Raw genomic sequence first — 17,622 nt, 5'->3', positions numbered from 1 at the left:
GAACTTAATAAAACGGATAATATTTATGAAATTTTTGAGCAATGTTTTGGCAGTAATTGTAGGGTTACTAGTTTTCTGGGTGCTCGCATTTTTTATTATCGCGGGAATTATCGCCATCAGTGCGGGTTCACAAGAAGTTACTGTTAAGGAAAACTCCCTTTTACACATCAATTTAAATGGGGTAAACATCGTTGAAAGGGCTCCCGAAGATGATTTTTCTTTACCGCCACTTCCTTTTTTGGGTGAAGTAGCCAATGTGGGATTAAACCAAATCCTGAACGCCATAGAGGCAGCAGAGGAAAATGAGGATATTAAGGGTATTTATCTGGAAAGCGGTCTAATTGCGGCCGGGCAATCTCATATTCTAGAAATCAGAAAAGCTTTGGAAGATTTTAAAGACAGTGGGAAATTCATTGTTGCCTATGGGGAATATTTTTCGGAATCAGGTTATTTTCTTTGCTCTGTTGCTAACGAAATTTATCTCAATCCTATCGGAGACCTGGAATTCAATGGCTTCGCAGCCAACAGTATTTTCCTTAAAGGCCTTTTTGAAAAAATAGAAGTTAAACCGGTTATTTTTCGTGTTGGGGAATTTAAAAGTGCCATTGAGCCATTTATTTTGGAAAAAATGAGCGAAGAAAACCGGCTTCAAACCAGTGTTTATCTGGAAGACCTGAATGAGGTTTTGGTAGCAGAAGTGGCCAGGAGCCGTATGATCCCGGAGGATAAAGTACAGGAAATAAATGATAACATGCTGGTCAGAACCAGTCAGGACGCTGTGGATTTAGGATTGGTAGATGCCCTTTGGTACGATGATCAGGTGAAAAACAAGCTAAGGGAAAAATTGGGCCTGGAGGAAGACGATGATATCAACAGTATAAACATATCAGGCCTTAATCAAACAACCAAAGAAAAGAACAGGTTATCAAGAAATCAGATCGCCATAATCATGGCCGATGGGGAGATCGTTGGCGGAAATGCCCCTAATCAAATCAGTTCGGAAGTCTTTTTAAAGGAAATCCGAAAAGCGAGGAAAAACGAAGATGTGAAAGCCATTGTGCTGCGGGTCAATTCTCCAGGAGGCTCGGCTGTTGCATCGGAGGTCATTTGGAGAGAATTATCGGAGGCCCAAAAAGAAAAACCCTTGATCGTTTCCATGTCCAATTACGCTGCTTCCGGAGGTTATTATATTGCTGCAGCTGCCGATACCATTGTGGCCCAACCCAATACCATTACAGGCTCAATAGGTGTATTTGGCATTATGTTCAACACACAGGGATTACTGAACAATAAGCTTGGCATCACCACTGATGCAGTCAGCACGGGTACTTACTCTGATTTTTTAAATCCTACCAAAGAGATGTCAGAAAATGAAATGGCTATCATGCAAAATTCCGTTGAGAAAATTTATGACACCTTTATCAACAGGGTAGCAGAAGGAAGGGGAATGAGCAGGGAACAGGTAATTGAAGTAGCGGGCGGAAGGGTATGGTCTGGCAAAAGAGCCAAAGAGGCTGGTCTGGTGGATGTATTGGGAGATTTTAAGGATGCCATTGGTATTGCTGCCAAAAAAGCCGGACTTGATGAAGACTACCGGGTCGTCATGTACCCAAAACAAAAAAGTTTGTTGGAACAACTGCTATCAGATTTTGGGGCTGATGTACAAGGAACCTATCAGCGAATTACAATGGGATATTCATATGAACTGTTTCAGACCCTGGAAAGGGTGAATAGATTGCAGGGAAAAATGACTATTCTACCTTTTCAGTTAGAAATTGACTAAATAATTTGTTAACAAAATTAAATTTACCAATTTTAATAGTATTAAATATATTCAAAATACTGCAATGAATTCATTACTGATAAACTTCCTGGCAGCATTTTCTTTTTTGATCTTCCCTTTACAGGTTGATTTATATGCCCAGGAAACCTACAATATCGCCACCTATAATATAAGGTTTGATAACCCGGGAGATGAAGGCAATCTTTGGAAAGACCGCTCGCCGCACTTAATCAATCTGATCCGCTTTCATGAAATGGATATTATTGGAACCCAGGAAGGCCTGTATACCCAATTGGAGGATATCAGTAAGGACTTACAGTATCCATACATTGGCGTTGGTCGGGATACGGGTGGAAATGAAGGGGAGTTCAGCGCTGTTTTTTACAATCCTGACAAGTTTGAACTGCTGGATAAAAATACCTTTTGGCTCTCGCCAACTCCAGATAAACCCTCCAAGGGATGGGATGCGGCCCTCAATCGGGTTTGTTCCTGGGGGAAATTTCAAACAGAGGAAGGAAATGAATTTTATGTTTTCAATGTGCATTATGACCATATAGGACAAAAAGCCAGGGAAGAAAGTAGTAAATTATTACTGAAAAAAATCCAGGAAATCAATACAGAAAATTTGCCTTGTATACTAACGGGTGATTTCAATGTAGAAGCTGATAATCCCGCATACAAAGAACTCCTTAAAGATGGTCGTCTGAAAGATAGCAAAGATGCCTCCAAAACCCCATCACATGGTACTCATGGTACATTTAATGCTTTCAATTGGGATTTGTTTCCCGACAGGAGGATTGACTATGTTTTTATCAGCGACGATTTCACCATTTCCCACCATGCCACGCTTACCGACAATTATGGGAAAAAGTATCCCTCAGATCATTTTCCGGTAATGGTTCGGCTCATGTTTCGGGAATAAACCTATCGAATTTTCTTCCTGCGGGAAAATCCGGTGGTTTTCCTTTTTTTTTAATTAGCCGGAGCAAATGGCATACCTTCAGCCATAATGTATTAATTTTGCCCTTCAAATTTAAAAATCGCATGGCACGCTCAACCAAATATAATCCCAGAAACGCTGAATCTAAATGGTACCAATACTGGATGGATCATGGTATGTTTCATTCAGAACCAAATGATCAAAAGGAAGCCTATTCAATAGTGATCCCCCCTCCTAATGTAACTGGAGTACTTCACATGGGCCACATGCTGAACAACACCATTCAGGATATATTGGTAAGAAAGGCACGAATGGAAGGGAAAAACGCCTGTTGGGTCCCAGGCACCGACCATGCGTCTATTGCTACAGAGGCCAAGGTGGTGGCCATGCTAAAAGAGAAGGGGATTGAAAAAAAATCCATTAGCAGGGAGGAATTTCTGAAATATGCCTGGGAATGGAAAGAAAAATACGGCGGAATAATCCTTGAACAACTCAAAAAGCTGGGGGCCTCCTGCGATTGGGAAAGGACCAGATTCACCATGGATAAAGACCTGAGCGAGGCCGTTATTCAGGTATTCGTAGATCTGCACCAAAAAGGAAAAATCTACCGGGGCATTCGAATGGTCAATTGGGACCCTAAGGGGAAAACAGCCCTTTCGGATGATGAGGTAATCTTTAAGGAAGTAGCTTCCAAACTTTATCACATTGCCTATCAAATTGAAGGGACAGAAGAAACACTTACTATTGCGACCACCCGTCCTGAAACCATCATGGCCGATGTTGCGATTTGTGTGCATCCCGAAGACTCCAGATATGCTCATCTGAAAGGAAAAAAAGCATTGATCCCATTGATCAATAAGCCCATCCCTATCATAGAAGACACCTATGTGGACATGACATTTGGAACAGGTTGCCTAAAAATTACACCTGCCCACGATATCAATGATTATGAGATTGGTATGAGACACCAACTGGAGGTGATCGACATTTTAAATGACGATGGTACCCTTAATGAAAAGGCCGGATTACTGGTAGGTGAAGACCGTTTTATTGCAAGAAAAAAAATCGCAAAATTACTCCAAAAAGCCGGTCAGCTTCCAAAAGAAGAAGATTACGCCTCCAATGTGGGGCATTCGGAAAGAACAGACGCTGTCATTGAGCCAAGACTTTCCATGCAATGGTTTTTGAAAATGGAAGAAATCACCCAACCTGCGCTCAAGGCAGTAATGGATGATGCTGTACGGTTATTCCCTCCAAAGTTCAAAAACATGTACAAAAGTTGGATGGAAAATGTACGTGATTGGTGCATTTCCAGGCAGCTTTGGTGGGGGCACCGCATACCGGCCTATTACTTGCCCAATGGATCTTATGTAGTGGCTGCTTCCCCGGAAGAGGCAGTTCAACTGGCCAATAAACAATACGACCAACAATTTACCGCCAATGATTTAAAACAGGATGAAGATGTATTGGATACCTGGTTTTCCTCCTGGCTTTGGCCCATTTCTGTTTTTGACCCGGAATTTTTCAAAACAGGAAAGAAAAATAAGGATTTAAGTTATTACTACCCTACCAATGATTTGGTGACAGCCCCGGAGATTCTTTTCTTTTGGGTAGCCAGGATGATCATCGCTGGATATGAATATACGGGCGAAAAGCCCTTCAGAAATGTGTATCTGACAGGAATCGTAAGAGATAAAATGGGCAGGAAAATGTCCAAATCTCTGGGCAACTCTCCAGACCCCCTGGCCTTGATAGATACCTATGGAGCAGATGGGGTGAGGACCGGTATGCTGTTCAGCAGTCCTGCGGGAAATGACCTCCCATTTGATGAAAAATTAGTCGAACAGGGAAGGAATTTTAGCAATAAAATATGGAATGCCTACCGCTTAATTGAGGGTTGGGAAGTAAAAAAAGCAACGGGCCTTCCCAATGAAACGGCTATTCTCTGGTTTGAAAGCCGGTTTAATCAAGCTTTGTCAGAATTGACCGATCATTTTGAGAAATTTCGGATTTCTGATGCCTTGATGACTGTTTACAAGTTGATTTGGGATGATTTCTGTTCATGGTATCTGGAAATGATCAAACCTGATTATCAGCAACCAATAGACCAGGCAACCAAGGAAAAAACCCTCGTGTTTTTTGAAAGCCTGCTGAAAATGTTACATCCCTTTATGCCTTTTATCACAGAGGAGTTGTGGCAGCAGATCAATAAAAGAGAAGAAGGAGAGGCCCTGATGTGTGCTGACTGGCCTAAACTAAAAGAATTTGACGAAATTATTATATCAAAGGCCCAGCAGGTATTTGAGGTGGTTTCTCAAGTCAGAAATATCCGGGCATCAAAAGGGATCTCTCCAAAGGAAACATTGGAAATGACCATTAACACCAAAAATGAGGATTTGTACCTGCAGTTTGGTGGGATTATTAAAAAACTGGCCAATATCCGGTCGATAAGTTTTGCAGAGAAGGAAGAAAATGCAGTAAGCTTTGTGGTAAAGGCGGATGAAATTTTTATTCCAATCAAAGAACAGATAGATCCCGAACAGGAAAAAGAGATTCTGCAAAAGGAACTGGAATATACAAGAGGCTTTTATAATGCGGTATCCAGGAAGCTGGAAAATGAAAGATTTGTCAACAATGCTCCTGAGGCTGTAGTCCTAAAGGAAAAGAAAAAAATGACTGATGCGCAGTCAAAAATAAATGCACTTGAAGAAAGTCTAAAAAAACTGGATCAAATGTTTTAATTTTTTGGACCATGGCAAAAGGATTGGTCAATCCTTTTGCCATGGTCCATTAGAAAGCCAGCAACAATCTGCTTAAGACAAGTCCCAAATATACAGGTTATTTCTGCTTCAGGGTTCTGAATGTCTTATCATAAAGTTCAATCGCGTCATTTATGATTCTGGTGGCATCTTTTTTACCCAAAAAATCCTCAACTTTTACTTCCTTGTTTTCGAGTTTTTTATAGTCCTCAAAAAACCGGTGGGTTTCCTTCATCAGGTGGGGAGGAAGCTCGGAAATATCTTCAATATGGTTAACAGATTGGTCTTCAGCAGCTACAGCAATGATTTTGTCATCGGCCTCTCCGCCATCCACCATTCTCATCACACCAATAACTTTGGCCTTTACCAAGGTCATGGAAGGAATATCAATTTGAGATATGATCAATATATCCAATGGATCATGGTCTTCACAGAAAGTCTGGGGAATAAACCCGTAATTTGCCGGGTAATGCACTGCTGAAAACAGCACCCTGTCCAAAAGTAGCATGCCTGATTTCTTGTCAAGTTCATACTTTCCTTTACTTCCTTTGGGTATTTCAATAATGCCCATTACATAGTCGGGCAAATCTTCACCTATGCTTACATCATGCCAAGGATTAATCATATAAAAAACATTTTAATTACTATTAATTGAAGTGCAAATTACCTCCATTTTATATCTGAACAAAGGAAAAAAAGAAATTTTTGGCCCATCTCAAATTAGCCAAGTCACCGGATTTAATGAATCAGACAATTAAATAAGGGCTATCGAAAAAATAAAAGTAAAAGGCAGGTTATCGCAGGTTGTGGATAAAAAATAACTTAATTATTATTCAAATCAGGCAGGTGCACCTGTACAGAAGTCCCTTTCCCTACATCTGATTTCAATACTACATTCCCCTTCAGTTGTTCTACCGATTCTTTGACCATGTACAGACCAAGTCCCGAGCCCACATTCCTTTGAGTAGCCCTGTGAAAAAGATTAAACACATCCGACTGATGTTTTTCCTCTATTCCAATACCATTATCCGCTAGCTCCAAATAAGCCTTATTTCGGCTGACTTTTATGCATATGTGGATCCACCTATTGCCATTTTCTTTCTGAAATTTATACGCATTACTAAAAAGGTTATTGAGGATTACACGGATTTTAGACTCATCAGAATAAAAGGGTTCTTCCTGGGAAATATCAAAACTCAGCTCAATTTCACTCAAATCCCATTTTAGTTGATAATCCTTCATCAATTGATCAAAAATCCCCTTAAAATCGATGGAAACTATTTTGTTTTCAATTTTTGTGGACCTGTAAAAATCAAGCATTTTATAAATAAAATCATCGAGTTTGAGAGTCGCCGAATCAATCATCTCAAAATACTCTACGATTCCAGGCTCATTAACTTCCATTTTAGCGAGTTTCGATATGCCTGAAATACTCATTAAGGGCCCTCTTAGTTCATGAGATAAACTGTAAACAAACTGGTTCATTTCAGAATGCAGTTTTTCCAGCCGCTCATTTTTTTCTTTAAGTTCCTTTCTCGCATAGTATATTTCTGCTGCATTGATGACGGCATTTTTGATCTGCTCAAGGTTCCATGGCTTATCAATAAAACGATAAACCTCTCCCCTGTTGATAGCATCAATTACACTCGAAATATCAGAATACCCTGTAAGCAAAATACGGATGGGGTCTGGGTTAATTTTCACTAACCTTTCAAAAAACTCCACCCCGGTAATGCCTGGCATTCTCTGGTCGGCAATAACAACTTCGAATTCTCTGGTTTCAGCAATCTTCAATCCTTCGGCTGCATCCAAAGCAGTATGAACCTTAAAATCCCTACGCAATGCAGCCTTAAAAGAATTGAGGTTGTTATCCTCATCATCTATGTACAGCACATTGATTTTCTTTGTCATTAGCTGTTAATTTTGATTGGTCGGTAATTCAATGGTAAAAGTAGTACCCATTTTATCTTCCGAGTCAACTTTAATATTCCCTTTATGGTTTTCAATAATCGTATAAACAATGGATAATCCCAACCCAGTACCTTTACCAACCGGTTTGGTTGTAAAAAAAGGTTCAAAAATCTTTTCCCGAACTTGTGCCGGCATGCCCGGTCCATTGTCTCCAATCTTAATTACCACCCTTTCATTTTGAAAAAAGGTAGTGATGGTCAATTCAGGTTCTCTTCCCTCCATTGGGTGATCCAGAAGTGCATGAATGGCATTGCTGATGATATTCATGAATACCTGATTCATTTTCCCTGCAAGGCATTCAACCTGCGGAATGGATCCATAATTTTTGGTTAATTTAATTTTCCCGGACATGGTACTATTGAGCAAGATCAGTGTGCTGTCTATCCCATCATGAATATCAACCTCCTTGACATCTTGTTCATCTACCCTTGAAAATAATTTCAGACCGCGGACGATCTCTACTGTCCTCTTGGCACCATCCTCCATTCCATTAAGCAATTGCTCAACTTCCTCCAATAAATAATCAATCTCTATGTCTTCTTCCAAATCGGAGATTTCGGATTTACTTTCTTCAGAAAATTCCTCTTTCCCCTTCTCCCTATATACTTCCATCAATTCACGTATATCCTTAAGGTCTCTCTTAAGTGGTGAGATATTGGAGCTGACAAAATTAATGGGGTTATTGATTTCGTGTGCAATCCCGGCAGTCAACTGACCCAATGAAGCCATTTTTTCCTGGTTGACAAGTTGAGTTTGTGTATTTTGAAGATTTTTCAATGTCATTTCAAGCTCCTCTGTCCTTGATTTGACCATATCTTCCAAATATAAATTCTGCTCCTTTATCAGCCTTTCATTTTCCTTAAGGGCTTCCAGTTTATCCAATTGCTCCTTTTCCTTTTCTTTTTTCAATATATTGATCTTGTCGGCCAAAGCAAAGGAAAGCAATAAGGCTTCAATAGCCGTGCCCGCCAAAAGAGGGAAGTTGGCATAGGATCCCAGATCAATAATCCGCTGATTGTGCAATATGTAGACCACTAGCCCAAACAATAAAAAACTCCATGCCAAAAGGAAAAAATAAGCCGATCTGTAGCCTTTTCTCGCCGCTATGATTCCTATCGTGAAAAAGCAAATCGCTAAAATCATTCCATTCAAATCTGTCAAGGAATAACTCAACTCCACAAAACCGGATATCCTGAATACCAGGGTAACAAAATAGGATACGGGTATAAGGTAAAGCCATTGATTGTATTTGGGAACGTATACTTTGGTTTTTAAAAATAACTGGATGAAAGGAATCACAAAAATGCTTGAAAGCGTGGTAAAGCCAATGATGCTCACTTCATATAGGTAAGCGTTTTCCATCAGGAAAAAGTAAGAATACCCCGAAAGGGAAAGTTGGGCCAAAGCGATGAAAAGAATATAAAAGCAGTAAAAAAGATATACTTTGTCCTTAACCGAGAAATAGAGTATGAAATTGTACAGGAACAAGGCAATCATTATGCCGAAATAAGAACTGATTATTATCAGTCTCAGGCTGTAGTTTTGAAAAAAGGAATCAGAGGGAGATATGGCAGCATCAAATTCCAGGGGAACATTCGACCTGATTTTGAAAACCAATATGGAGCTGTAGGCTTCCTCCATCCGGAGCCTGAAAAAAGGATTGGGGTTCTTTAATGGGTTGGTTTTGGAAAAAGCTGTTCCGGAAGTTTGTTTGGAAACCAAATTCCCTGAACCATCATATCTCATCAGTTCTACTTCCCTGAAAGAAGGGTTGCTTATTTCCACAATGTAAAGGCTGTCCTTTACCAACCCATTTAAATCCTCCAAATCAACTTTGACATACAAATTCTCATCAATTACACCCAAATCAATTTTTTGATAGGCTTCATATTGAAATTGATCCAATTTCAAAGTTTCGGTTCCAAGGTTTTTATCAGAAACAAAATAGGCATATTTTTCAAACCTCAGACCTTCATCCTGACTGAAAATACCTAAATAGTAAATGATGGGCAGGGTGACAAATAAAATCAAAAACAAGGACAAGCCTATGCTTCTTAAATACATATAAAAGTTTTTCATTTATCAGGTTTAGGTATTTGAAGTTCAAATTGCAATTCCATTTCTCCTTTAGGACCACTTTCTACGGTGTTGAAATTGATTTTTTTCCTTAGCTCAAAAATATAGTCCCTTTCAGCCAATTGAGCATGTGAGAGTTCGTTGATATCATTTATTTCCAAAGCAGTGGCGATCAGCCCTTCTTTGGGATAATAAAACGAACCATTATCCCCTAATACCGAAATTACCTGGTATCCTACACTCTTGGAAATGCTCAATGTCACCGGGGAACTTAATCCAAAAAGCTTTTTTAAATTCAACTGGGGCAGAATAGCTATACCTACCCGTACCAAATAAATACTCCCTATCCCATAACCTGCTACTTCCCTGCTGTTCCAAAGCCCACAATATTCAGCTACTTCAAGATCCTTAAAATCAGCCATGTAATCCGTAATTTTCGGATCTATTTCTTTTATGGCCAACTCAAAAGGAAGGGGGAAATTTTCTGTTCTGAGCTGTATTCTTCCTCCACCTAAAATTCTCAAATCCTCTACTGACTCAAAGAGTATCAGGTATACATGGGGATTAAGAGCCCAGGAACGGTCCGCAGAAGTCACTTTCGTAATACCATAAGATTCCAATACCTTATGGTGGCCAAAAATATACTTTTCTGTGGCATCAATATCATCTATAGCCCTAACTATCCTAACTCTAACTTTCATTCAAATTGAGTATCTTGTCCAAATCAACATAAAATCTGCCGGATTTTACCTCCTGGCCTAGAAGTAACATTCTGGCGTAATGGCAACAGGCTGCCCCCCCCAGTAAAACAGAGGATGCCAACTGTGGCCATGAGGTTATGGTTTTACCTAGTTCCCCAAAACTGTATTTAACCCTATCAGACAATTTTTCAAACTCCAATAGTGAAATCATTATTTCTCTTCCCTTTTCCGGAAGCATCTTCAATAATTCCCTTTCTTCTCCATAGTCCGACAACAATCCATGGAAAATGGGTCTTTCAGGCTCCAGATCAAACCTTTCAATATCCATCATACCCCTATCACTGGTATCCATCATCACAGGAATACCTGAGCTTCTCGCCTTTATCCTGCTTAAAATTTTTATTGGTAAACTATCGCATTCCTCAATCAATAGATCCATCTTGCCCCCTTTCGTCAGGAAGTCATCAATGTTGGCCTCAGTAGTACCTTCATCGTACAGTGTTACTTTCAGATAGGGATCAATTTCCGCAATTTCTCTGGCAACAATCCAGGTTTTCTTTAGACCAAGGTTAAATAAACCCGTTCTTATTCTATTCATGTTGCTTAAGTCCAGCGTGTCAAAATCTGCTATCCTAAGCTCGCCAAAGCACCTTTCCATGGCCAAACTCAATGCAACGCTTTGACCAACAGAAAGCCCGATCACCCCAATCACCTGTTGTTGTAGCTGCTCCTGTTCCTTCCCGTTGATCTTGTACTTGTTCCTGACTGTTCGCAACCTGATGAAATCTTTTTCCTCTAAAATTCTGACCACGGTATTTCTCCAGGGGTAATAGACCCAATTGCCATTTTCCGAGGCATTTTTTTCAGATGCGGTGTAATAATCTGCTTTTTTTTCCGACAACTCCTCTAAAGATAGTTTTCTTTTTGGGTTTTCCATTTTAATGAGCTCCGTCAATTGAAGTTCAAAAGTGTCGAAAAACAGAACTTTACCTGTGTCCTTCAATTTTCCCATTGTATTCATATCCTCCTGAACATAAGGAGAAAAGATTAAGGGTTTGTAGGGATGCATAAACTCAGATTTTTTATTTGAGTTTTCCATAATTTTACTGCCTAAAAAAGGTTATAATATGGGTAAAGTTATATTTTTGTAGTAATAAACAATCAAAAATACAGAATTAATTTATTATATTTTTTTTTGTATTTAAGGTTTAATTCTTTAATTTATAAAATAAACTTTTGAATATAAATATAATACGATTAAACTAATGAATATTAATTGAAAAAGAACGATATTTTATTTAAAATTAAAATTCAATTTCTTATTCTTAACAAATCAATAGGTTATTACGATATTTAAGGCATGGAAAAAGATAAGATTAGGATACTTTATGTAGATGATGAAGTCAATAACCTTAAAGCTTTTAAAGCTACTTTTAGGAGGGATTACAAAATATTTATGGCTGAATCTGCTGACGAGGGAAGGGATATTTTGCTCCAGGAAGATATAGACATCATTATTACAGATCAAAGGATGCCCAAGGAAAATGGAGTGGATTTTTTGGAGTCTATCATCCCCATGCACCCTGATCCGATGAGGATTTTACTTACCGGATATACCGATATTCAGGCTGTGATAGATGCCATCAATAAAGGTAAGGTCTACCATTACCTGACCAAGCCCTGGGAAGAAGATTACCTAAGAACGGTAGTGAAAAATGCTTTTGAAGTGTACTCCCTGAGAAGGGAGAACAAACAACTTACAGATAGTTTACTGAAAGCCAATGATCAACTGGAGTTTCTCCTCAGACAAAATCTGCTTTCCTGAGGATTTTTCCTTTAGTATCTTGCTGCCAGCAAAAGCTGTAATTCTTTGTGAGCCATTTGAAACTTTCTGCCCAGGTGGGCATTGGTCAGGCTACCCCTATAGGTATAAACCCCCTTCATGAACCATTTGTAATTGAAGATCATTTCTTCTGCGCCTCCCAGGTCTGCCATTTGCAAAAGGATCGGTGTGAAAATATTGCTGAGGGAGTAGGAGGCTGTTCTCGATACACGTGAGGGAATATTGGGCACACAGTAATGAATCACACCATGCTTCTTATATACGGGTTCATTGTGGCTAGTCATCTCTGCAGTGGCTATGCAGCCTCCCTGATCAATGCTGACATCGATAACGATACTATCTTCCATCATTTGGGAAACCATTTCTTCAGAAACCACCAACTTTGGCCTACCCTTTTCAGCCCTTAAGGCACCAATCACCACATCTGCTTCCTTCAGCGCTTGTCCCAGGACATAATTATCGATAGTTGAAGTAAAAACCTGCTGGCCCAATACTTGTTTTATCCGCCTTAGTTTATAAATGTGGTTGTCAAAAATTTTGATGTTTGCGCCCAGGCCCAGGGCTGTTCTTGCAGCATACTCGGCAACTGTTCCAGCACCGATGATGACCACCTGGGTGGGAGGCACACCGGTGATTCCTCCCAAAATCATTCCTTTACCCTCACTCACACTGCTCAGGTATTCAGCTGCAATCAGCATTACCGTACTACCTGCTATTTCACTCATGGCCCTTACTACCGGCATTCCACCTACTTTATCTTCAAGGTGTTCAAAGGCCACCGCCGTGATCTTCTTTTGGTTTAATTGTTGAATAAAAGCAGCTTTTTGTTTGCCCAGCTGAAGTGCCGATATCAGACAAGCACCCTGCCGCATGTAGCCTATTTCTTCCGCCACCGGAGGCTCTACCTTCAATACCACGTCTGCATCAAACACCTCCTTGCTGGAGTAGACAACGGATGCTCCGGCATCAGAATAATCCTTGTCAGAAAACTTGGATAAAATACCCGCATTTGTTTCAACTTTTACCCTTTGTCCATTATTTACCAAAAGACCCACTGCCTCAGGTGTAAGGACTACTCTGTTTTCCTGCTCCGCCGTTTCCCGGGGAATACCGATCAAAACCTGCGAACCTTTTTTTTTCACCCTGGCCACAGCCTCTTGAGTGAACACTCCCGTTTCTCTGGCTATTTCGGAAAATCCTGATCCCCCTATCATTGATGGATTATTTTTACACTTATTTCTCTCATTTCCTTTTCCCCTTTTTCAATTTCAATCAAAGCAAATTCATCTGGCAAAAACGAGGGGATTTTTTCTGCCCATTCTACAAAACAATAGTGCCCGCTGTCAAAATACTCCTCAACACCTATTTCAACGGCCTCCATAGGATCTTCAACCCTATAAAAGTCGAAGTGATAGATCATTCCGGCATCCTTGGTAGCATATTCATTCACTATTGAAAATGTGGGACTACTTACCGGGTCATTGACTTCAAGTACGGCCGAGATAGCCTTGATCAAGGTGGTCTTGCCTGCCCCCATCTCCCCTTTAAACACCCAAACATCAATTCCCCTGCATAAATCTAGGATTAATTCTGCGGAATTTGAAATTTCATTTAAATGATTGCAATGTATTGTTTTCAAAAAGGGTTTATTTTGGCTGTAAATGCACTATTGGAATAATCATTTCTTCTAAAGAAACCCCCCCATGCTGAAAGGTATCTTTGTAGAAATTCACATAATAATTGTAGTTGTTGGGGTAAGCAAAGAAATAATCTTCCACAGCGAACACATAACTGGAAGAGATGTTCAGTTGGGGGAGTTTGGCTTCACCGGGTTTTTTGATTTCAAATACTTTTCCTGATTCAAAATTAAGGTTTTTGCCTTGTTTGTACCTCAGGTTTGTGGTCACATTTCGATCACCTACAATTTTATAGGGTTTGTTTACCCGCTTGGTACCGTGGTCAGTGGTTACGATTACCTCCGCACCCGCCGAACTGATTTTTTTAAATAGTTCAAATAGGGAGCTGTGTAAAAACCAACTATTGGTAAGAGAGCGATAGGCCGACTCATCAGGGGCAAGTTCACGGATCATCTTCATATCTGTTCGGGCATGTGACATCATATCCACGAAATTATAAACCAAGACATTCAGCTCGTTTTTCATCAAATTGGGAAATTGATCCAAAACGGCTTTTCCCTGATTGGTCTGCAATATTTTATGATAGCTTGAACGAATAGAAAGCCTGTTTTTTTTCAGGTTCACTTTCAAAAATTCCGCTTCGTTATTGTTTTTCCCTTCATCCGTTTCCTCTCCTTCCCAAAGATCAGGATGGTATTTAGCCATATCCATTGGCATCAATCCGCTGAACAAAGCATTTCTGGAAAACGCAGTAGTGGTAGGCAAAATACTATAATAGGTTTTGTCCTCTTTGACTGTAAAATAATCTCCCAGTTGATTTTCAATCATTTCCCATTGATCGAGGCGCAGGTTGTCTATCACGATAAAAAATAAAGGCTTACCTTCCTTGATCTTTGGAAAAACATGTTCCTTCATTACCTGATGAGACATTACAGGTTTACTGATATTGGGAACGTTCAACCAATCCAGGTAATTTTCCTTTATGAATCTGGCAAAGTTTGCGTTGGCTTCAACTTTTTGCGTCTCCAATACCTCCTGCATGCTTTTATTTTCGGTTTCATCTATCTCCAACTCCCAATAGGTTAGTTTTTTATAGATGTCTGCCCATTCTTCATGGTCTATGGCATCATTATATGCCATACTGATATTCCTGAAATCCTGCTGATAAGAAAGGTTTGTCTTCTCGCTGATAAGCTGCTTGTTTTGAAGGATTTTTTTTACAGACAGCAGAATCTGATTTGGATTTATTGGCTTGATCAGGTAGTCGGCAATCTTACCCCCAATGGCGTCGTCCATGATATGCTCTTCCTCACTCTTCGTTATCATGACTACAGGAATTTGAGGTTTCAGGCTTTTGATCTGTTGCAGCGTTTCCAGGCCAGTCATTCCCGGCATCATTTCATCCAAAAACACTACGTCATAATTTTCCGCTTCTACCTTTTCTACCGCATCCAGTCCACTGTTTACGGTCACAATATCATATCCCCTTTGCTCCAGGAATAAGATATGCGGTTTCAAGAGGTCAATCTCATCATCAGCCCACAATATTTTGAAATTTTCCATATCAATTGGTTTAATTCTTTTTAGATTAATTACTTTTGGCAAGTTGCCTTTATGAACAGGACATTGAAAAGCCATAAAATCATCAATGACCCCGTGTACGGGTTCATCAATATTCCCAGTGAATTGATTTTTGCCGTAATAGACCACCCCTATTTCCAAAGGTTACGCAGAATCAAACAATTAGGTTTGACAGATATGGTCTACCCGGGAGCCCTGCATACCCGATTCCATCACGCTATTGGAGCCATGCATTTGATGAGCATTACCCTTGATCAACTGCGCAATAAAGGCATTGAAATATCTGAAGAGGAATATGAAGCTGCCCTTTTGGCAATATTACTGCACGACATCGGTCATGGGCCTTTTTCCCATGCTTTGGAGTCAATTCTTCTTAAAGGACTACATCATGAAGCCATTTCCCTGCTATTCTTTGATGCATTGAATAAGCAATTTCATGGCCAACTTTCATTGGCCAGAAAAATATTTGTGGGAAGTTACGAAAGAAAATTCTTTCACCAACTGGTCTCCAGCCAACTCGATATTGATCGCCTGGATTATTTACAGCGAGATTGCTTTTTTACCGGTGTTTCAGAAGGCACAATTGGGGCAGACCGTATTATCAAAATGATGACCATCGTAAACGATCAGGTAGTCATTGAAGAAAAAGGAATTTACAGTATTGAGAATTTTTTGAGTGCAAGAAGATTAATGTATTGGCAGGTATACCTGCATAAAACGACTGTTTGCGCTGAGAAAATGCTTATCAATCTGATTTTAAGGGCCAAGGAACTGAAAAATGCCGGAATAAATTTGCCGGGATCCGAAGAACTCCTTCTGTTTCTGGAAAAAGACCCGGCCAATGATCCCAAAGAAGGGCAAAAGGATTGGCTGAATGACTTTTCCCAAATGGATGATTTTGATGTTTGGGGTGCCATCAAACTCTGGAAAAACGAAGAGGATTTTGTCCTGCGGGAAATTTCCCATATGTTTCTGACCAGAAACTTGTTTAAAATACATTTGGGCAATCAGCCATTTTCCACTGAAGAGATTCGGCACATGAAGCGAAAGGTGCAAAGCAAACATTCTTTTTCCAATCAGGATATGGAATATTTCTTTTCTTCTGGTGAAATCAGCAATTACGGATACCTGGCCAAAGACAAGATTTGGATCCTGACAAAAAAGGGGGAGGTAATGGACGTGGCCATGGCGGCGGATTTGCCAAATATCAAAGCCATGAGCAAAATAGTGAAAAAATATTATGCTTGTCATGCTAAAAATTTAACTTTACGGTAAAACAATTAAGAAATAAATGGAATTTACCATCGATGAAATTGCACTACTTTTGGATGGAAGCGTGGAAGGAGATGGTTCTGCAAAAATCAATCGCCTTGACAAAATACAGGAGGGAAAAGCAGGAAGCATTGGGTTTTTATCTAACCTCAAGTATGAAAAACACCTTTACGATACGGACTGTTCCGCTATCATCGTTGCGGATAGTTTTAAACCTCAGAAGCAATATAAAACAACCCTGATCCGGGTAAAGGATCCCTATTCCGGCTTCACAAAACTCCTGGAGACTTATGCCAAGATGGTGAAATCGGAGATTTCAGGTATTGAGGAACCCAATTACTTTCATGATAGCAGTAGAATCGGGGCAAATTGCTTCCGGGGCGCTTTTTCCTACGTGGGAAAAAATTGTAGTATCGGTAAAAATGTGAAAATTTATCCACAGGTGTACATAGGAGACGAAGTGACCATAGGAGATAACTGCACCTTTTATCCGGGAGTCAAAATATATTCCAGGACCGTCATTGGAAATGACTGTGAGGTTCATGCCGGGAGTATTCTAGGGGCTGACGGATTTGGCTTTGCCCCCCAGCCTGATGGCACCTACAAGAATATCCCCCAATTGGGAAATGTAGTATTGGAAGACGGGGTAAGTATAGGGGCTAATACCACCATTGATTGCGCAACAATGGGGTCCACACATATCGGTAAAGGAGTTAAAATCGATAATCAGGTGCAGATAGCCCATAATGTAAGCCTGGGAGAAAATACTGTAGTGGCCTCCCAGGCCGGCATCTCAGGGTCAACAACCATAGGAAAGAACTGCGTTTTGGCTGGAAAATGCGGAATTGTGGGGCATATTCAGATTGCCGATAATACCACTGTGGGAGCCAACTCTGGTATCATGAAATCGGTCACCGAACCGGGAAAAACGATTTTTGGATACATTGGGTTTGACATAAAGGGGTTTTTGAAATCTTATTCCATTTTCAGAAAATTACCTTTACTTCAGGACAAATTAAGAGAGCTGGAAAAAAAACTATAAATTTGTCAGTTAATTGG

At 40.0% G+C, this 17,622-nt stretch carries 14 protein-coding genes; 6 read left to right on the top strand and 8 right to left on the bottom strand.

Going from position 1 to position 17,622, the window contains the following annotated elements:
- Nucleotides 1-25: 25 nt before the first annotated feature.
- From sppA to G9Q97_RS01290, 3 genes are all read left to right on the top strand, one after another.
- Nucleotides 26-1,783 (top strand): signal peptide peptidase SppA, encoded by a 1,758-nt coding sequence (gene sppA / locus G9Q97_RS01300; protein ID WP_166142363.1) that lies wholly within the window; start codon nucleotides 26-28, stop codon nucleotides 1,781-1,783.
- Nucleotides 1,784-1,847: 64 nt separating this feature from the next.
- A complete protein-coding gene (locus G9Q97_RS01295; RefSeq protein WP_166142361.1) occupies nucleotides 1,848-2,705 on the top strand; it encodes an endonuclease/exonuclease/phosphatase family protein in 858 nt (285 codons plus the stop codon).
- Between the two features lie 122 nt (nucleotides 2,706-2,827).
- On the top strand, nucleotides 2,828-5,464 hold the full coding sequence (locus tag G9Q97_RS01290) for a valine--tRNA ligase (protein WP_166142359.1): 2,637 nt from the start codon (nucleotides 2,828-2,830) through the stop codon (nucleotides 5,462-5,464).
- A gap of 97 nt (nucleotides 5,465-5,561) precedes the next feature.
- Here the strand turns inward: G9Q97_RS01290 and G9Q97_RS01285 are convergent, their stop codons facing one another.
- The 5 genes from G9Q97_RS01285 to G9Q97_RS01265 form a co-directional block, all read right to left on the bottom strand.
- Entirely contained in the window at nucleotides 5,562-6,107 is a 546-nt protein-coding gene (locus tag G9Q97_RS01285) for an inorganic diphosphatase (RefSeq protein WP_166142357.1), read from the bottom strand.
- A 197-nt stretch (nucleotides 6,108-6,304) separates the two neighbouring features.
- Complete coding sequence (locus G9Q97_RS01280; RefSeq protein ID WP_166142355.1) at nucleotides 6,305-7,393, bottom strand: hybrid sensor histidine kinase/response regulator; 1,089 nt, start codon at nucleotides 7,391-7,393, stop codon at nucleotides 6,305-6,307.
- Nucleotides 7,394-7,399: 6 nt separating this feature from the next.
- Nucleotides 7,400-9,532, bottom strand: coding sequence for a 7TM diverse intracellular signaling domain-containing protein (locus G9Q97_RS01275; protein ID WP_246255314.1), 2,133 nt, complete (start codon nucleotides 9,530-9,532; stop codon nucleotides 7,400-7,402).
- A complete protein-coding gene (locus G9Q97_RS01270; protein ID WP_166142353.1) occupies nucleotides 9,529-10,230 on the bottom strand; it encodes a hypothetical protein in 702 nt (233 codons plus the stop codon). Before G9Q97_RS01270 ends, G9Q97_RS01275 begins: the two co-directional genes overlap by 4 nt.
- On the bottom strand, nucleotides 10,220-11,329 hold the full coding sequence (locus G9Q97_RS01265; protein WP_166142351.1) for a ThiF family adenylyltransferase: 1,110 nt from the start codon (nucleotides 11,327-11,329) through the stop codon (nucleotides 10,220-10,222). Before G9Q97_RS01265 ends, G9Q97_RS01270 begins: the two co-directional genes overlap by 11 nt.
- Nucleotides 11,330-11,590: 261 nt before the next feature.
- Here G9Q97_RS01265 and G9Q97_RS01260 point away from each other — a divergent pair, with 261 nt between their 5' ends.
- Nucleotides 11,591-12,055, top strand: coding sequence for a response regulator (locus G9Q97_RS01260; protein WP_166142349.1), 465 nt, complete (start codon nucleotides 11,591-11,593; stop codon nucleotides 12,053-12,055).
- 11 nt (nucleotides 12,056-12,066) lie between these two features.
- On the opposite strand, the gene G9Q97_RS01255 is transcribed toward G9Q97_RS01260, so the two are convergent.
- From G9Q97_RS01255 to porX, 3 genes are read right to left on the bottom strand one after another with little or no spacing between them, the layout of a single operon-like run.
- Nucleotides 12,067-13,287 (bottom strand): alanine dehydrogenase, encoded by a 1,221-nt coding sequence (locus G9Q97_RS01255; protein ID WP_166142347.1) that lies wholly within the window; start codon nucleotides 13,285-13,287, stop codon nucleotides 12,067-12,069.
- The gene (tsaE, locus tag G9Q97_RS01250; protein WP_166142345.1) at nucleotides 13,284-13,712 is read right to left on the bottom strand and encodes a tRNA (adenosine(37)-N6)-threonylcarbamoyltransferase complex ATPase subunit type 1 TsaE; all 429 of its coding nucleotides are present in this window, start codon (nucleotides 13,710-13,712) and stop codon (nucleotides 13,284-13,286) included. The genes G9Q97_RS01255 and tsaE overlap by 4 nt, the downstream gene beginning before the upstream one ends.
- 7 nt (nucleotides 13,713-13,719) lie before the next feature.
- Complete coding sequence (gene porX, locus G9Q97_RS01245; RefSeq protein WP_166142343.1) at nucleotides 13,720-15,273, bottom strand: T9SS response regulator signal transducer PorX; 1,554 nt, start codon at nucleotides 15,271-15,273, stop codon at nucleotides 13,720-13,722.
- A gap of 51 nt (nucleotides 15,274-15,324) precedes the next feature.
- On the opposite strand from porX, the gene G9Q97_RS01240 reads away from it, so the two are divergent.
- Entirely contained in the window at nucleotides 15,325-16,566 is a 1,242-nt protein-coding gene (locus G9Q97_RS01240; protein WP_187357696.1) for an HD domain-containing protein, read from the top strand.
- Between the two features lie 16 nt (nucleotides 16,567-16,582).
- Nucleotides 16,583-17,605 (top strand): UDP-3-O-(3-hydroxymyristoyl)glucosamine N-acyltransferase, encoded by a 1,023-nt coding sequence (gene lpxD / locus G9Q97_RS01235; protein ID WP_166142341.1) that lies wholly within the window; start codon nucleotides 16,583-16,585, stop codon nucleotides 17,603-17,605.
- Nucleotides 17,606-17,622: the final 17 nt, after the last annotated feature.

Origin of the sequence: Cyclobacterium plantarum, assembly GCF_011290685.1 — a bacterium.
Classification (GTDB): domain Bacteria; phylum Bacteroidota; class Bacteroidia; order Cytophagales; family Cyclobacteriaceae; genus Cyclobacterium; species Cyclobacterium plantarum.
The sequence above is the reverse complement of the archived record's forward strand: the minus strand, read 5'-3'. Positions and strand labels throughout refer to the sequence as shown.